This is a genomic window from Dolichospermum circinale AWQC131C (assembly GCF_000426905.1).
Taxonomy (GTDB): Bacteria; Cyanobacteriota; Cyanobacteriia; order Cyanobacteriales; family Nostocaceae; genus Dolichospermum; species Dolichospermum circinale.
Genome location: NZ_APIY01000369.1, coordinates 1 through 17491 on the forward strand (window position 1 = coordinate 1; position 17491 = coordinate 17491).

The 17491-nt window shown below is 39.8% G+C and carries 17 protein-coding genes and 1 pseudogene; 10 read left to right on the plus strand and 8 right to left on the minus strand.

All coding sequences use genetic code 11. The annotated features are described in order from the left end of the window. Positions 1 to 141 precede the first annotated feature (141 nt). Positions 142 to 380, plus strand: a pseudogene (locus tag ACIR131C_RS24115) (transposase); the annotation flags it as partial. A gap of 80 nt (positions 381 to 460) precedes the next feature. On the opposite strand, the gene ACIR131C_RS21325 reads toward ACIR131C_RS24115, so the two are convergent. The 3 genes from ACIR131C_RS21325 to ACIR131C_RS21330 all read right to left on the minus strand — a co-directional run bounded on the left by ACIR131C_RS21325 (position 461) and on the right by ACIR131C_RS21330 (position 3524). Further along, the gene (locus ACIR131C_RS21325; RefSeq protein WP_028088719.1) at positions 461 to 1264 is read right to left on the minus strand and encodes a hypothetical protein; all 804 of its coding nucleotides are present in this window, start codon (positions 1262 to 1264) and stop codon (positions 461 to 463) included. 10 nt (positions 1265 to 1274) lie between these two features. Further along, positions 1275 to 1994: a YqcI/YcgG family protein gene (locus tag ACIR131C_RS0100205; protein WP_231395357.1), complete on the minus strand. Its 720-nt coding sequence runs from the start codon at positions 1992 to 1994 to the stop codon at positions 1275 to 1277. An 81-nt stretch (positions 1995 to 2075) separates the two neighbouring features. Then, positions 2076 to 3524: an FG-GAP repeat domain-containing protein gene (locus ACIR131C_RS21330; RefSeq protein WP_051347424.1), complete on the minus strand. Its 1449-nt coding sequence runs from the start codon at positions 3522 to 3524 to the stop codon at positions 2076 to 2078. Positions 3525 to 3600: 76 nt separating this feature from the next. Between ACIR131C_RS21330 and ACIR131C_RS0100215 the strand changes: the two genes are divergently transcribed. Next, the gene (locus ACIR131C_RS0100215; protein WP_028088624.1) at positions 3601 to 4359 is read left to right on the plus strand and encodes a sterol desaturase family protein; all 759 of its coding nucleotides are present in this window, start codon (positions 3601 to 3603) and stop codon (positions 4357 to 4359) included. Between the two features lie 23 nt (positions 4360 to 4382). On the opposite strand, the gene ACIR131C_RS25260 is transcribed toward ACIR131C_RS0100215, so the two are convergent. Beyond that, positions 4383 to 4541, minus strand: coding sequence for a hypothetical protein (locus ACIR131C_RS25260; protein ID WP_155962951.1), 159 nt, complete (start codon positions 4539 to 4541; stop codon positions 4383 to 4385). A 130-nt stretch (positions 4542 to 4671) separates the two neighbouring features. On the opposite strand from ACIR131C_RS25260, the gene ACIR131C_RS25265 reads away from it, so the two are divergent. The 5 genes from ACIR131C_RS25265 (at position 4672) to ACIR131C_RS26420 (ending at position 10654) form a co-directional block, all read left to right on the plus strand. Beyond that, on the plus strand, positions 4672 to 4848 hold the full coding sequence (locus tag ACIR131C_RS25265; protein WP_155962953.1) for a hypothetical protein: 177 nt from the start codon (positions 4672 to 4674) through the stop codon (positions 4846 to 4848). A 139-nt stretch (positions 4849 to 4987) separates the two neighbouring features. Further along, positions 4988 to 5350 carry a DUF5992 family protein gene (locus ACIR131C_RS21335; RefSeq protein WP_155962955.1) on the plus strand — a complete coding sequence of 121 codons (363 nt, stop codon included), beginning with the start codon at positions 4988 to 4990 and terminating at the stop codon, positions 5348 to 5350. A 245-nt stretch (positions 5351 to 5595) separates the two neighbouring features. Further along, positions 5596 to 9300 (plus strand): aminotransferase class I/II-fold pyridoxal phosphate-dependent enzyme, encoded by a 3705-nt coding sequence (locus ACIR131C_RS21340; RefSeq protein ID WP_051347427.1) that lies wholly within the window; start codon positions 5596 to 5598, stop codon positions 9298 to 9300. A gap of 5 nt (positions 9301 to 9305) precedes the next feature. After that, positions 9306 to 10283, plus strand: coding sequence for a cytidine deaminase (gene cdd / locus ACIR131C_RS21350; RefSeq protein ID WP_071604918.1), 978 nt, complete (start codon positions 9306 to 9308; stop codon positions 10281 to 10283). 191 nt (positions 10284 to 10474) lie between these two features. Beyond that, the gene (locus tag ACIR131C_RS26420; RefSeq protein ID WP_155962957.1) at positions 10475 to 10654 is read left to right on the plus strand and encodes a hypothetical protein; all 180 of its coding nucleotides are present in this window, start codon (positions 10475 to 10477) and stop codon (positions 10652 to 10654) included. 2 nt (positions 10655 to 10656) lie between these two features. Here ACIR131C_RS26420 and ACIR131C_RS27030 read toward each other — a convergent pair whose 3' ends face one another. The 4 genes from ACIR131C_RS27030 to ACIR131C_RS0100265 form a co-directional block, all read right to left on the minus strand. Next, the gene (locus ACIR131C_RS27030; RefSeq protein WP_269208792.1) at positions 10657 to 10779 is read right to left on the minus strand and encodes a hypothetical protein; all 123 of its coding nucleotides are present in this window, start codon (positions 10777 to 10779) and stop codon (positions 10657 to 10659) included. Between the two features lie 335 nt (positions 10780 to 11114). Next, positions 11115 to 12650, minus strand: a complete 1536-nt coding sequence (locus ACIR131C_RS0100255; protein WP_028088626.1) for a serine hydrolase — start codon at positions 12648 to 12650, stop codon at positions 11115 to 11117. 172 nt (positions 12651 to 12822) lie between these two features. Continuing rightward, positions 12823 to 13575: an RNA methyltransferase gene (locus ACIR131C_RS0100260; protein WP_417033488.1), complete on the minus strand. Its 753-nt coding sequence runs from the start codon at positions 13573 to 13575 to the stop codon at positions 12823 to 12825. Next, positions 13575 to 14486 (minus strand): tRNA (5-methylaminomethyl-2-thiouridine)(34)-methyltransferase MnmD, encoded by a 912-nt coding sequence (locus tag ACIR131C_RS0100265; RefSeq protein WP_028088628.1) that lies wholly within the window; start codon positions 14484 to 14486, stop codon positions 13575 to 13577. Before ACIR131C_RS0100265 ends, ACIR131C_RS0100260 begins: the two co-directional genes overlap by 1 nt. Before the next feature lie 53 nt (positions 14487 to 14539). Here ACIR131C_RS0100265 and ACIR131C_RS0100270 point away from each other — a divergent pair, with 53 nt between their 5' ends. From ACIR131C_RS0100270 to ACIR131C_RS0100280, 3 genes are all read left to right on the plus strand, one after another. Further along, positions 14540 to 15355, plus strand: a complete 816-nt coding sequence (locus tag ACIR131C_RS0100270) for a sulfurtransferase (protein WP_028088629.1) — start codon at positions 14540 to 14542, stop codon at positions 15353 to 15355. Between the two features lie 170 nt (positions 15356 to 15525). Then, on the plus strand, positions 15526 to 16902 hold the full coding sequence (gene gor / locus ACIR131C_RS0100275; RefSeq protein ID WP_028088630.1) for a glutathione-disulfide reductase: 1377 nt from the start codon (positions 15526 to 15528) through the stop codon (positions 16900 to 16902). Between the two features lie 300 nt (positions 16903 to 17202). Next, positions 17203 to 17433 (plus strand): DNA cytosine methyltransferase, encoded by a 231-nt coding sequence (locus ACIR131C_RS0100280; RefSeq protein WP_028088631.1) that lies wholly within the window; start codon positions 17203 to 17205, stop codon positions 17431 to 17433. The last annotated feature ends 58 nt before the right edge of the window (positions 17434 to 17491 follow it).

Sequence of the window (17491 nt, forward strand, 5' to 3'; positions counted from 1 at the left end):
CTACTATGAAAAACTCTTACAGCATTGTCATAGTTTTGAATGGTCAGAACACCGAGTTTGATCGTAACCGTTCAGAGGAGGGATAAAAGCGCAATTAAATGGGAGCATCCCATTTTTGTAAAAAGGAAAAATTTATTCGCGATATCGACAGGATTTTCTTTAATTGTTGATGAAAAAGGACACAGAAAAAGTGGGAATTTTACGTCACGTGTGTGAGACAGTACATAGGAGAACTTGGCAAAACTGACAACGGAATAGTTCTGGTAACAAGTCATTTATATGATGGAACAAAAAGCTTGCCTTTATATATAAAATTATATCAGCATGCCAATTCCCTACCACAAGGAAAGAAAGACCCAGACTTTCTCAAAAAACCAAAGTATGAATAACCCTTTATTATACCACAAAAAACTTTTGCAAGAGGTCTTATTTTGTTACGGCTTGAAAAACTGGAATTCTATTATGAAAAGAGTTTGAAGCCTATTGAGAAATGTATGTCGTAGTATAACCAGACATTAGGCTCGATGTATATTCCCATATTGTTGGGATAGTCAATTTTGAGAGGTACTAAGCCGTTTGAAATAATATAGTCACCCGTTTCTGGAAAACGCATTCCGACTCTATTTTCCCAACCAGCAATAGTATCGCGAATTGTCGTGGATTTAAAACAGATGCCTGCAATTTTAGCCCCCTGTTTGACATTAGCTCGTAACCAAGAGTCAAATAGAAGACCATTTTTATCCCGCCATGTAATATAACGCTCTATGGGTGTAAGTGGGTAAAGATATTTCAGGCTTGGACGTGCAGCCATGATCAGCGAACTAAGACCATGGGATTGGGCAAGTTCTTTCATGTATCCAATCAGATACTGGCTTAAGTTTTTGCCTTGATACTCCGGTAGGATTGAAATCGATACTACACATAACGCATTAGGCTGGCGGTTCTGTTCTCGGTCTTCGAGCCACTTGGCCAAAGCCCAGTCACAACCTTCCTCCGGCAACTCATCAAAACGGCTTTCCCATGCTAAAGGGATACAGTTTCCTTGCGCTATCATACGCTGTGTAGTAGCTTCTACTAAGCCAAACTGGAATTCTGGATAAATTTCAAATAGAGCTAAGGAATCTGGATCTGCCCAAACATCATGTATTAAAAATTTTGGGTATGCTTGCTCGAAGACATTTATTGTCTTTTGCACAAAATCAGAAGTTTCGTTTGGGGTTACAAAGCTATACTCTAAATTGCGTTGTATAAGTTGGATGGTCATTGATTGTTGCCTAATCCTTAAATTTATACTGAAAGTCAAATGAGATCTCGCTATCGTTATCATCCGGAAGCACTTGCACTGTTAGTTCGTTACCGACTTTGCTACTCCCAGGCATAATTAATAAGTTAGGGTGAGGTGAAATGCCGTCGTACTCGCGGACGCGGCGAAAAATGCTCGAATTCTCGCCACCGTGTTTTCTCAAGAGAACTTCAACTGGTGTGATGACAAAAGTCATTCCCGATCCGAGGTGGCGCGATCGCCGCTTTTGATTTGCTGGAGTGGAAACACTAACAAATAAGGCACACCCTCCTAGAGAATAAGACCAGTTAGGAGACTGCGGATCGGCAGACCAATGACAGGGACAAGATACCGCATCAAGGCTATGCAACGCATTTAAAAATGCAAATGCCTGACGTGAATATTCCTCTACTGTGAGAACCGTTGGTTCAGGTGGGAAAAAGATAACAAGTGTCAGAAGATCAGCATTCTCGTGCTGAAGCAATTCATTTTCGTTAACTTCATTAATATAGTTGTAGACACCCTCAAGGGTATGCTCAACCACGCTTGGCTCGGTTAAAGATGAGGCAATTAGGTATCGAATCATTCCCTTCTGTTCCCCGATAGTTCCCCAGAAGCAGGGGAAGGCAGGATCGCGGATTGTTTCAACAAATGTTGAGTAGTTAGTGCGTACCCAGGCAGGAAGACACTCCTCTACAAGAACGGATTCCATCTGGCTTTTGTTCCAGATTGGTGTAAATCCGTCAGGACATAAATTCTTGATTACCATAGCTGAGTTTAAGAGTGAGCTTATTTATACAAAATTCTTAGCTCTGGCTAAGTTTAGGTAAGTATTTTTGAAGCAGTTATTCAACAAGACTGAAACGTTATTGTTGCCAGAATTTGTCACAGCCAGGTCGAGCTTGCTGTCGCCGTTGAAATCCCCAATTGCTGTTGATTCGGGATTAGTACCTACTGGGAAGTTAGTTGCCGCACCAAAGGAGCCATTACCATTTCCCAGTAAGACTGAGACGTTATTGCTACTATAATTTGTCACAGTCAGGTCAAGCTTACTGTCGCCATTCAGATCCCCAATCGCTACAGAGTAGGGATTAGTACCTACCGGGAAGTTAGTTGCCGCACTAAAGGAGCCATGACCATTTCCCAGTAGGACTGAGACGTTATGGCTGCTAGTATTTGCAACAGCTAGGTCAAGCTTACTGTCGCCATTCACATCCGCAATTACTACAGAGATGGGATTAGTACCGACGGAGAAGTTAGTCGCTGCACCAAAAGAGCCATTACCATTTCCCAGTAATACTGAGACCTTATTGTTGACCCAATTTGTCACAGCTAGGTCAAGGTTACTGTCGCCATTCACATCCCCAATCGCTACAGAGATGGAATAAGTTCCGACCGGGAAGTTAGTTGCTGCACCAAAGGAGCCATTACCATTTCCCAGTAATACCGAGACCTTATTGCTGACCCAATTTGTAAAAGCTAGGTCAAGCTCACTGTCGCCATTCACATCCCCAATCGCTACAGAGTAAGGGTTAGTACCAACTGGAAAGTTAGTCGCTGTACCAAAAGAGCCATTACCATTTCCCAGTAATATCGAGACGTTATTGCTAGTAAAATTTGCAACAGCCAGATCAAGCTTGCTATCATGATTCACATCCCCAGTCACTACAGAGACGGGATTAGTACCCACCGGGAAGTTAGTCGCTGCACTAAAAGAGCCATTACCATTTCCCAGTAATATCGAGACGTTATTATTGGCCCAATTTGTAACAGCCAGGTCGAGCTTACTGTCGCCATTGAAATCCCCAGTAGCTACAAAGTCAGCATCAATACCGACCGGGAAGTTAGTAGCAGTGGCATAAGACCCTGGAACAAAGGACTTGACGATAATACCATCCGAGTTGTCGTTGTTTGTGCCGATAGTTTCATTCGCAACAAAAGTTAAACTTTTATGCAGAGGAAAAGTAATTGTGTTTGTCTCTGTAGTATTATAAATGAGGTTGACAGTGTCATTACTAGCAGCCCATTTCCCAAGATTTGTGAACGTCTCAGGTAGCGATTGATTAGTCCTATTGGTAAATCTCACTCCTGCATCCAACTTAACCGAAACACTAAATTGCCCAGAAAGCTTTTCATTCTTCAGATAATCGTTAGTTGTATCTGCTAATGCAACAGTGGTTATACATAGGAATGTGCTGACAAACAAGAGTGCTGCTAGAACTAACGAACTGAGCCTTTTCATGAGTTGTCTTGTGGAAATTTGTTAATAAGAGTATACTTGACTAGTATACACTAAGGTTACCAATGATAGATACAAAATGATAGATACAATATTAATCCTATTAAGAGATTGGACTGTAATTTTAATTACGGGTATGATATTCTGGCTTTGGGAAATTCGCTATCCTTTACATGAGATTAAATACAAAGCTAATTTCTTTAAGGAATTGGGATGGGCAGGAATATCACTCGTCTTTAGAATTATCTATGCATACGTTTCTGTGGTAATCATAAAACTATTGACTTTTCTATTTATGGGAGAGTCAGCAACTTTTGCAGGACTAATGTATGTGCCTCTCTGGCTGAGGATCATCACAGCATATATATTGCAGGACTTCACTGACTATACATTACACAGGATAATGCATAGTAATCAATTTCTTTGGTTGACCCACAAATGGCATCATTCAACAAAGCAATCGTGGTGGCTAAGCGGAAACAAAGATAGCTTTACTGGCGGACTCTTATACACTGTTACATCCTTATGGTTTCCATTGATGGACATTCCCTCAGAAATTATGTCCGTAGTGGCACTGCATCAAGTGATTCATAATAATTGGATACACCTCAATGTGAAATGGCACTCCTGGTTAGGAATATTGGAATGGATTTATGTCACGCCCCGTGTTCATGCTTTGCATCATATTGATACAAAAGGAAGAAATTTAAGTGGTATGTTTACTTTCACTGACCGATTATTTGGAACGTACGTATTTCCAGAAAACTTTGATCTGGAAAAACATAAAAATAGATTGGATGATAAATCAGTAACGGTAAAGACAATTGTGGGTGTTTAATAGACATGAGTTCCATCTGGAGTTTAGACCAAAATATCAGGGATAGCCCTCGCCAAATTAGAAATGCTGTGGCTGCAAGTACAAGGAAACCCGAAACAAGATACTGTGCGCGATATGGAATTTTCTCGTCGGGCGGCTGCTCTTGTAGCTGTAGCACGATGGGCATCTTTAGTGCTTTGCATCGCACAGAAACACGCAGCGAACATATTCGCATAGACTATCCCGAAACCGATCCAACCTGAGTTCGATGTAAGAGAATAACTTACAAGTGTTGACTGGAAAGAGTTTCAGGAGATATAATTAGTTTTCAGGATGATTATTTATATCGAACTCAGGTTATCCAAGTCAGATTTATTACCAAGCCACAGGCGGCTCAGAAAGGCTTTGGGTGAGACGGGATTGGGTGAAGGATGCGATCGCTACACCACCAGTATTAACCACTCAAACCACAGCCTCAGTATTAAAGTTCTAGCAGGAGCAGTATCATGATCGAGCTAACTCTGTATTAATTGTAATGCTTGTGTCCGAAAGAGATAATTGTACCAGTTGCATAATTCCTGTTATTATATTAAAATATAACTGTCAATTAATCGGTTACTTAATTCCGGTCATAACGTATATTTACATCATGTTGAAAGCTTTCAAGCATTTCTTTATGGGATCACTAGCATTCGTCTTCGCATTTGGTATTTTCTTAACTACCGGAGTTGGCATTGCCAAAGCTGACTATTTAGTTCAAGGTGGAAAGATTACCAATGTTCAAAATACTTCTTCTAACGGCGATAATTATGCTATTAGTATCAGTGAGGGAGTTGGTCCTTGTGCAGATAGAGTGATCATCTTACCTGTTTCAGCAGTACTAAATAGAGACATTCATACACGTGGTTATAAAGCTGCATTAACTGCATTATCCAATGGCTTTTTAGTAGATATTTACGACTATACTGGCTCTTCTTGCAGCAATGGTGGCCAAGTAACTATTACCAAATAACGCCTTATGTGAGTTAAAAATATTGTGGTTTTATTAGGGTTTCCAGAGTTCTCTAGAACGATAATTCCAGAATCATCAACGGTATTACAAGGGTTTCCGCATTTAATTCACATAAGCCGTAAATAATTAATTATGTACGCCAATGAAAATTATCATCAGACCTGTCTGAAATATTAACTATTACACTGGTGCGTAAGTGTACTAAATATCAAAAAATAGTAGATTAGAACTTTGACCCTCTAACAATGTTACAAAAGATTAACCGCTATACCCACGGATTTGTTGCGATTCCAGTGATCCTCGCTTGTCGAGAAAAAGGTTTTTTCGAGCTACTAGCCCATGAAAGTCCTCTCTCCTTAGAGCAAATGGTCAAGCATCTGGGAGCTAATACCGGACATTTCCAAGTTGCTTTGAGGATGCTCGAATCTTTACATTGGCTTTCCCGAAATGAGCAACTTAAATATTCTCTGACCTCAGAAGCAGCGATTCACAACCAAATTCCAGAAGACGTTCTCGAGTTGTACCACCTACCAATTGAGTCTTATTTACAAGGAAAACAAGAAAAGTTGCTGGGAAGATGGATTGATCGTTCTTGCCAACTGTGGAATCTGGATAATCCCTTAATAGCAGATTTTTTAGATGGACTACTGCTGATCCCACTCCTGCTGACACTCCACAAACACAACTTGCTTGCAGAGTCGGAAGAGAAACCCTTGTTCTCCTCATTAAGCAGAACAGTGCAAGAAGAATTGGGCAACTTATTTTTCCGCCTTGGTTGGGCTGACCTTAAACCAGGTCGTCTGACTCTAACAGAGCTCGGTCAATTTATGGGGGGGCGAGCCTTGAATACCGCCGTAGTTGCTTCTTACACCCCTATGTTGTCTCGCATTCATGATGTACTGTTTGGCGATTGTCTTTCAGTATTTAAAACAGATAATTCTGGTCACGAAAGCCACATTGATCGTACCCTCAACGTGATCGGGAGTGGATTTCAACACCAGAAATATTTTGCCGATTTAGAAGAAAGTATCCTCTCAGTATTCAATCAGTTACCATTGGAAGAACAGCCCAAATACATTGCTGATATGGGGTGTGGCGATGGAACTCTCCTGAAACGAGTCTGGGAAACCATTCAGTTCAAATCTGCTAGGGGAAAAGCGATCAAAGAGTATCCCTTGCGTCTTATAGGTGTGGATTATAACGAAGCTTCTTTAACAGCTACCACATATACCCTTGGTGACCTTCCCCATTTAGTTTTGCAGGGAGATATTGGGAACCCGGAACAAATGGTGCTTTCTTTAAAGGCTCATGGTATTCATGATCCCGAAAATATCCTGCACATCCGTTCCTTCCTCGACCATGATCGTCCCTTTATTCCTCCCCAGAAAAGGAACGAAGTGAAAGAGCGTGCTCACTTACCTTACCAAGCAGTCTGTGTCGATGGTCAAGGAGAGCTTATTCCTCCTCATGTTATGGTGCAGAGTTTGGTAGAACACTTAGAACGATGGTCTCGAGTGGTCACTAAGCACGGTTTAATGATTTTGGAAGTCCATTGTTTAGAACCAAAGGTAGTCTATCAGTTTTTAGACAAAAGCGAAAACTTACATTTCGATGCGTTTCAGGGATTTTCTCAGCAGTATCTTGTCGAAGCCGATGTTTTTCTCAGGTCTGCTGCAGAAGTAGGTCTATTTCCAAAATTAGAGCTTTCTAAAAGATACCCGAAAACGTTTCCTTTAACTCGCATTACGCTTAATTACTTTGAGAAAAGACCTTACAAAATTCGTAATGCCTATTTGTCAGATTTGCCTGCCTTAGTTAACTTGGAGGTCCAGTGTTGGTCAGAACATTTACAGGCATCTGCTAATGAAATTCGGCGAAGACTTGAGCTAAACCCACAGGGGAATTTAGTGCTGATTACAGAAGATCAAATTATTGGTGCGGTTTATTCCCAAACAATCACCAGCACTGAGGTATTAGAGAATGTAAAATATGAGCAAGTGCCGTCGTTACATACTCCCCAAGGGTCAGTTATTCAACTACTCGCACTAAATATTCTGCCTGAGTTTCAGGCGCGGGGGTTGGGAAATGAATTGCGGGACTTTATGCTCTACTACTGTACCCTGAAAGGCGGCATTGAGAGCGTGGTGGGTGTAACTCGCTGTCGCAATTATGTCAATTATTCCCAAATGCCGATGACGGAGTATTTGAAGCTACACAACGAGCAACGGCAGCTTCTAGATCCGATTGTGGGGTTCCATGTGTCGGGAGGAGCCGAAATTAGGGGAATTATTGCTAATTACCGTCCAGAAGATGCAGAGAATTTCGGCATGGGTATTTTGATTGAATATAACCTGCGCGATAGTGCTTTGCACCCCCTTGGCGATCGCCAAGCGCTGTATACCAACTCAGCAGTTAGTTCATCAGTACCAACTTTGCCAGCAACATCTGCAACTAAGGAAAACAAAACTGTAGCCGCTCTGGTCAAAGAATGCGTTTTAAAAGTGATGGGTTCCCAACGGGAAGCAGCTTACGCTCCAGAACAAAAACTGCTGGATATGGGATTAGATTCTTTAGATTTATCAGAACTGCAAACGCTGCTAGAGAAACGTTTAGGGGTGAATCTCTCTGGGACGTTCTTTTTCCAAAATAACACTCCAACTGCCATCATTACTTATTTCCAAAACCAAGTAGTACAAGAGAAACAATCTGATCTAGCCTCACCTGTTGACTTAGCCAACGAAATCAACACTCTAGAAAACGTAGTTAACCAACAAAAAATTCCTCAAGTCACAAGAGTCGTCACAGAACAACAAGGTCGCAAGGTACTAATTGACGGACATTGGGTAATAGACTTTGCTTCTTGCAACTATTTAGGTCTTGACTTGCATCCAAAAGTTAAGGAAGCGATTCCACCGGCTTTGGAAAAATGGGGCGTACATCCAAGCTGGACTCGGCTTGTTGCTTCCCCGGTAATCTATGAAGAGTTAGAAGAAGAATTGTCCAAACTTTTAGGCGTACCTGATGTTTTAGTATTTCCATCTGTAACGCTGCTTCAGATAGGAGTGTTACCGCTATTAACTGGGAGTAATGGTGTCATTTTGGGTGACATAGCTGCACATCGTTGTATTTATGAAGCGTGCTGTCTGGCGCAGCAAAAAGGATCCCAGTTCATCCAATATCGACATAACGATTTGAACGATTTAGCCGAAAAGCTAGCAAAATATCCGCTTGAGCAAGTAAAGATTATTGTCATTGATGGCGTGTATTCCATGTCGGCAGATTTTCCCGATCTGCCAGCTTACGTGCGTCTGGCAAAAGAGTACAATGCTTTCATTTACATGGATGATGCACATGGTTTTGGCATTTTGGGCGAAAATCCCAGCAGCGATATGCCTTACGGGTATAAAGGAAACGGGATGGTGAATTACTTTGACCTGCAGTTTGCAGAGGATAATATCATCTATGTCGCCGGTTTGTCCAAAGCCTATTCTTCCTATGCAGCATTCTTGACTTGTGGCGATCGCCAGATCAAAACCAACTTCCGCAACGCTTGGACTGCTATATTTTCTGGACCTTCTCCTGTTGCGAGTTTGGCAAGTGCCTTAGCTGGACTACAGGTGAATCGTCAGGAAGGGGAGCAGTTAAGAAAACAAATTTATCACTTGACTCGCAAACTGGTTACACAAGCAAGAGCCATTGGATTTGAAGTGGATAATTATGGTTACGTTCCCATCGTCAGCGTGTTAGTGGGAGATGCTCAACATATGATTGATGTCTGTCGACTTCTTTGGGAATATGGTATTTTGATTACTCCGGCTATTTTCCCGATCGTACCTTTAAATAAAAGTGCTTTAAGGTTTTCGATTACAGCTGCCAATACCGAAGAGGAGATAGACCAAGCAATTAAAGCTCTCGAAGCCGTTTGGGTTTTGCTACAAAAGGAGAAATAACCCAAATGACCCATGTAAGATTAGAACAGGCGATTGCTCAGGTTCCACTTTCCATTCAATCAGAGTTAAGGACAATTCTGTCCCAACATGCTGTAATTGACTCAAGTGTTGTCACCTCTTGGCTTGATCGACTTGGTATTGATATTGGTACGTTAATGATTCAGTTACTACCAGTAGCCACGGCCTATGCTAGGGTACCAATATCGCAGTTTTATGTAGGGGCGATCGCTCTTGGTAAACCAAAATCCAATAATCAGGTGGATTCTGGAACTCTTTATTTTGGTGCCGATATGGAATTTGTAGGGCAGGCACTTAGTTTCTCAGTTCATGCAGAACAGTCCGCAACCATCAATGCGTGGTTGCACGGAGAGACGGGTTTGCAAGCTTTAGCAACCAATGAAGCACCATGTGGATATTGCCGACAGTTTTTATACGAGATGGCAACTGTAAATCAGGATTTTGTTATTCTCTTAAAGTCCAACAAGACACAAATAGAGCAAACTTATACTTCAAATAAACTCCCATATTTTCTACCTGAGGCCTTTGGACCACCAAATCTTGGACTTACGAGTGGATTAATGGAAACAGTATTTCATGGTCTGGAGACTTGTTCTACCGATGATACCGATGATGTTGTGCTTGCTGCTCTATCAGCCGCCAATCAAAGTTATGCTCCCTATACGAAAAATTTTGCAGGGGTAGCGTTAAAAGATTCCCATGGGAATATATTTACAGGTCGGTACGCTGAAAACGCTGCTTATCATTCATCCATGTCTCCGATGGAATCTGCTCTGACCTACATGAATATGAATAGATATCCTCAATCACTATTCGACATTTGTGATGCTGTTTTAGTGGAAGCGGAAACTACCATTAGTCAAATGTCTGTCACTGAATCCTTCCTTTCTTCTATCGCCCCCAAGGTTGATCTGAGGTACGCCCCTGCAACTCTCTCCAGTAATAAGTTAGGACCTACACATTGACAGAAACTGAATAATGTACGTTCAAGCCCAAGAGTTATTATTCTGTGGTATGATCAAAGACAGAACTGATTAAGAGAAGGCTCATTATGTCTACTGAGTTGACAAACGAACAAGTATTTAAACTGATTTGCATGGAAGTCATTGAAACCATGGGATTCGCACACTTTCCTCCTCTCATTTTAGTCTATGAGATGACTAATTCCGGATTTGTAGATTGGTGCGAACAGATGGTTTTTATTGATGATGACGGTAAGCTCAATGAAGGAGAAAAATTCTTATTAGATTGGATGAGAAAGAACGTAGGAAACTTCGATCTGATACGTCAATTAATGCCCGTTGCTGAACGTCTAGAAATGAAAATGAGGTCTTAATTTTAGGTATTTAACTTCAAATTATCGAAAAAGGCAGGAGGCAAGCGATAGCGAAGCGCTGCTGCAAGCAGTTCGCTAGCCTCCAAAACGACGGCTAAAATCCCTATTTTTTCGTCAACTTTCAAAAGTTTTCAGTCTACTGAATGTAAAAGCTGCTATACCGTCTTTCAATGCGTCCATATTCTTTGACACGAACGAGATATTTTTGTAGACCCATAGGTTCAATTTTCTGTATTTCTTTTAACCCCATAAACACCTGCTTAATAACTGTATCCCATTCTCAATAAGTACCAACTTTTTTCAGAGGGTCTATCACCTAAAACCCTTTACTTATATTGGTTTCACCTTGCTTGTCGCCCCCTCAAATTCATGATATATTCTCCATCTGAATTGATAGCCTGAACGCTGTTCTCTAACAACAAAGCCACATTTTTTGCAACCGCTTTAAATTTTGAATTATTTATTGTTGTGGATAATATTGGGGGGTGATCATCGGGGCTTGATAAGTACCCATAGGCACATTATTAACCATTCCATTCGGTACGTTTGGATTGATCATCGGTGCTTGAATAAAAGGCTGAACAGGTTGAACAGGTTGAATAGGTTGAATAGGTGGAATCGGTACTTGATAATTAGGAATAGGTTGATTAGGCTGATTATTAGTAAAATTACTAGGTTGTACTGTAGCTTTGCTGAAGTATTGATAAGCAGAACTGGAAATAGAACTAATTAATTTTGCAGCACGAGGATCATTATTTGGACGTTGTACCATAATAGCCGCAATATAACGCTTACCCGTCGGCACATCAATCAATCCCGCATCTGCTAACATTGTACCAATATCACCAGTTTTGTGATACGCATTTGCGCCTTTTCCTAAACCAGCAGGTAAAAGATTATCTCTTTCCGTACGGTTCATAATATTAAGCATTGAATCACGCGATCGCATAGTCACCACATTACCTTGATTGACCATAGAGATTAAATTCCCCAATTCTCGCGGACTGGTGGTATTAGTCCCTTGTAAATCTGGGAGAGGACTACGAATCATCGTTGTTGTTAGTCCCCAACTGCGAAAACGCCCATTTAAAGCCTCTTGTCCCCCCAATTTAGCAATTAGCATATTTGTCGCGGTGTTATCGCTAATTGTAATCATTTTTGTCGCCAGATCAAGAGCCGTGTACTTGCTGCCTGGAGCTTGATATTGTATATTTCCTGAACCACCGACAATCATTTCCTTTTCCAGAGTTAATATTTCATCTAAACGGATTTTACCCGCATCTACATCCTGGAAAAAAGCCATCAAAATCGGGATTTTAATTGTACTAGCGGCCGGAAAACTCCTATTACCATTAATATCTACATAAGCACCATTATCTAAGTCTAATAAAAATACCCCCGGCGTTAAGTCAGAATTAGTAGCAGGGAGGCTTTGCAGCGTATCTTTTAAAGATGTAATTTCCTGGGATAGATATAAACCCGTTCTAGCAGAATCAGGGTCTTTTTGAGGTGATGAAGCTTGAGATAATACCGCTACTGAATTAATGCGACTAGCAGGGTCTAGAACTGACAACAAAGTACCGACAATCGCACCAATGCCTACCCCAACGATCAAAAAGCGTAAGGCATATAACATGACTTTGGCCATGGGTTTTAACCTAGTCTTGCGTGATCCTTTTCTTTCTATTTTTGACTTTTCTATGGGTACAGTCCTTAACCTCACAGTTCCCCCTTGGGAAAATTGAGTATTTTTCTTGACCGGAGGTACAGTTTTAACTCCTGGATACAGCATCACCTGTGATGCTGGTTTTCGCCCCCCAGACGAGATCAGAGCCGGACTGATATGATTAGTTACTTTTCCCGCTTCTCTTGGGCTAGAAACTGGCTGCTGACTGCTTTTTTTTTGTCCTGTCTTTGGAACAGCACGTTTACGTCGGCGACGCTGTACTGGCTGTCCCCGTGATATAGGTATCAGTTTGTCACTTGATTCTGACATAGGTACTCCTTGTCACCTTCGACCCAGATTGTTAATTGATGCACCATGATACTTAGTTTACCGTCTAAAACTAAGTATTAGTTTTGTATCTACTTTACACTATATTGATCTTTTTGGGCAATGATAATCACCCAGGTTACAGATAAAGGTTTTCACTATCTAAAACATGACTCTATTTTGTCCTATTAATTGCCCATTCTACCTGTCGTAAAATCCCCCGCAACATTCCCACTTCCGCAGTTTGTAAGTAAGCGCGGTTATATAAATGGCGAAATTTTTCCATGCGACTAGCTGCGGTATGGGGATAAAGATAACCTATGGCCAGCAGTAATGATTCCAATTCTTGATAATATGCCTCCACTGCATCTAAGGGAGCAATTTCTACAGTGCTTTTATTATCATCTATGAATAGACTACTACATTGTGACAATTCGTAACAACAAATGGCAACCGCAGCCGCTAAATTCAAAGATGGATATTCTGGACTAGTGGGAATGAACACTAATTTATGGGCATAATTTAATTCTTCATTGGTTAACCCCCTGTCTTCCCTCCCGAAAATCAAAGCTACTGGCTTTTCTAGTGTTTCTAATAACCAAGGTAAAGCCGTGCGCGGGTTTTCTAAAGGTATTTCTCCACTGTAGTCCCGACCAATGGTAGCAATGGCACGAACACAGCCCTGCAATGCTTGTGGTAATGTGTCTACTATGACCGCAGATGCTAAAATATCCTTACCATGAACTGCCATTTTTATAGCATCAAAACATGAGCGATCGCATTGAGGATTGACTAATATTAATTTAGATAAGCCAAAGTTTTTCATCACTCTGGCCACTGAACCTACATTCAAGGGACCCGCTGGTTCTACTAATACTATAATCACATGACTGCAACTATTTTTTATACTAATATTTTCTATCATCATTATTTATGATTTCCCGATTTAAACCATCTTTTGCGCCATTGTGAAGCTGATTCTAGAGAAGAAGCTTGTACTTCTTGTTGTCGTCTTTTTAGTATATCCTCCGCAGAATCCCTTAAAGTAGGATCTCGGTAAGGAATAGCAGCACGAGTTAGTAAATATTCTTTTTCTGCTGGGGAAAGAGCCAAAAAAGATGATTTACTTGATTTTTCCTCATGTTCATGATATCCTGCCATCGTCCCTGGGGTGCGTCTTCCTACTGGTGAAGTCGAACCTACAACCAACCCAGCGGTTAACAGCGCAGTCCGTACAGCCCCCGCACAGGAATAAGTAGCAATTAATCCATTTTTATCTAAACACTCTGATACTTTTTTGATAAATTCCACAGTCCATAATTGCGGACATTGGGGGGGTGAAAAAGGGTCAAGAAAAATTGCGTCCGCTTGAAAACCGGATTCATATACTTGTGAAATCAAGCTTCTAGCATCACCAATGAGTAAAGTAGCTTGAAGATGATCTATTTTGACTTCATGCTCAAAAGCCATTTGAGTTAAAATTTTTATATGTTTTATATATTTTTCGTCCCAACCATCAAATAACTGATTGGTAATTGCTGCTATGGGGACTGCGGGATTTATTTCTAAGCCTATCACTTCTACATGACAATGAGGATTTATTTCCCAAATTGTCTGTAAAGCCGCTGCTGTGTTATATCCTAAACCATAACAAATATCTAACAATCGCACAAATCCCGTCTTTGCTAATATTGGTAATTGAGTGGGAATCACAAACTTGAGCAAACTCTCCTGTTTTGCTCCATAGTGACTGTGAAAGGCTTCGTTAAATTCTTTAGAAAAGAAAGTAAAAGAACCATCTTGTGTTTGTTGTGGTGTAAAATCTTCTAAATTTGACATTTTATCAAGAAAAAAGTCAGTTGTCAATTACTTATTAACCATTATCTATGATCATGATAAATCAATTTACTGTTTCTTCACAATGGCTATTTGATCATCTTGACAATTCTGATGTTGTAATTATTGATTGTCGGTTTTCTTTAAATGATTCACAATTAGGAAAACAGCAGTATCATACTGATCATATTCCCAATGCTCACTATTTAGATTTAAATCAAGATTTATCTAGTCCTGTAAAGGAACATGGAGGAAGACATCCTTTACCTAATATTACAGAATTAGCCGAAAAACTAGCAGCAATTGGTATAAATTCTCAAAAAACTTTAGTAATAGCTTATGATGATTCTCGTTTAGCTTTTGCTTCTCGTTTATGGTGGTTATTAAAGTATTTAGGACATGAACAAGTAGCTGTTTTAGATAGTGGTTTTTCAGGTTGGAAAAATGCAGGTTATGAAGTTACAAATGTCATTCCTATTTCTAAAAAAGGAATATTTATTCCCAAAGTACAAAAAGATCAAGTCGTAGATTTTGCTTATGTAAAAAATTGTCAAAATAATCCAGATGTAATTTTAATAGATTCTAGAGAAAAAGAACGTTATCTTGGAGAAAAAGAACCAATTGATAAAATCGCTGGACATATTCCTGGCGCTATTAATTATCCTTGGCAAGAAGTAACTGATTCTTCTGGTAAAATACTTTCTCAATTACAACAATCTCAACGTTGGGAAAATATAGATAGAACTAAAGAAATTTTAGTTTATTGTGGTTCTGGTATTACAGCTTGTGTAAATCTACTTTCTTTAGCAATAGCTGGAATTTCTACCGCTAAACTGTACGCTGGTAGTTGGAGTGATTGGATTAGTTATTAGTCAATAGTCAGTAGTTCATGATCATTAATCAGTAATTATTAATAGTATTCAATTGTCAACTGTTTGCAATACAATGTCAATTGCTAACAATACATTGTCAATAAGATATGATACATTATTAATAATTTACGATACATTGTTAATTGTTTGGCTAAAAGAGGTAGAGAATTATGAGCTTTAATTATGATCTGTTTGTCATTGGTGCTGGTTCAGGTGGTTTAGCTGCTTCTAAACGCGCAGCTAGTTATGGTGCAAAAGTAGCAATTGCTGAATATGATCTAGTTGGTGGTACTTGTGTAATTCGCGGTTGTGTACCTAAAAAACTTATGGTGTATGGTTCTCATTTTCCTGCTCAATTTCAAGAAGCAGCAGGTTATGGTTGGACAGTAGGAGATGTAAAATTTGATTGGGAACATTTTATTACATCTATAGATAATGAAGTTAACAGACTTTCAAAACTACACATCAGTTTTTTAGAAAAAGCTGGTGTAAAATTAATTTCTGGTCGTGCTACCTTTATAGATCCGCATACAGTTGAAGTTAATGGTAACAAATATACAGCAGATAAAATTTTAATTGCTGTCGGTGGTCGTCCTATAAAACCAGAAATACCAGGTATAGAACACGCTATTACCTCTAATGAGATTTTTCACTTGAAAACTCAACCGAAACATATCGCTATTATTGGCGCTGGTTACATTGGTAGTGAATTTGCTTGTATTATGCGCGGTTTAGGTTCAGAAGTTACACAAATTATCCGTAAAGAACAAATTTTAAATGGTTTTGATCAAGATATCCGCACTAGTATTCAAGAAGGAATGACAAATCATGGTATTCGCATTATTCAAAATACCGAAGTTACAGCCATAGAAAAAGTGACAGAGGGGTTAAAATTAACCTTATCTGGAGAAAATCAAGAACCAATTATTGCTGATGTATTTTTAGTAGCAACTGGTCGTAGTCCCAATATTGAAGGACTAGGTTTAGAAAATGCTCAACTTGACTGTGTTCCCAGTTCAGAAGCAGAACCTGGATACAGTATTTCCAATGCTATAGCCGTAAATGAGTATAGTCAAACTTGTCAACCTCATATCTTTGCTGTTGGTGATGTTACGGACAGACTAAATTTAACTCCGGTTGCTATTGGTGAAGGACGCGCTTTTGCTGATAGTGAATTTGGTGATAACCGTCGAAAATTTAGTCATGAAACCGTGGCCACAGCGGTATTTACCACTCCAGAAGCCGCTACTGTGGGTTTAACAGAGTCTCAAGCTAGGGAAAAGTATGGTGATGATATTAAAATCTATCGTACCAGTTTCCGCCCAATGTATTACACTTTAGCGGGTAAGCAAGAAAAAACCATGATGAAATTGATTGTAGATAATCAAACTGATAAGATTTTAGGCGCTCACATGGTGGGAGACAATGCAGCAGAGATTATTCAAGGTGTAGCTATAGCTGTTAAAATGGGTGCAACTAAGGCTGATTTTGATGCTACTGTGGGTATTCACCCCTCCGCAGCAGAGGAATTTGTCACTATGAGATAGTATTTGTTTTCTATTTTGTAGGGTGCGTTAACGATAGCGTAACGCACCGTTTAATCAAGTACCCAAAGCTTCAACCTAAATCTTCTGTAGCGTTGACAATAGAGGACTAAAGTCCTGACTACATAGGACTAAAGTCCTGACTACAATCGCTGAATATTATTTTAATCGGGTAAGTCTTGTTTATTTGAGTTTATTTTATAAATATACTAATCTTTAGTGGGTTGGAAACGGATTTTTATGAACGAACCACAGAGAACACAGAGGACGCGGAGGTGGAGAGAGGTATTTACACGCTAGATCATGATAAAATTTATACTTTTATTTAGTGGTACGGGTGCGTTTAGATTAGCAATTGACAGGATTTGTCCTAATTATAATCTTCCCTGGGAATGTGTTTCTGGTAGTGATATTGATTTAGATACTCAAAAAATCTATTTAGAAAAGTTTGGGGAAATACCTACGGGAGATATTACAAAAGTTGATGAACATGATATTCCTGACCATGATATATTATTAGCTGGTTTTCCTTAATTATAGTAGTTTAACTTAAGAATGAGACAAAAAGAGTATAAGATTGAAGAGAGAAGGT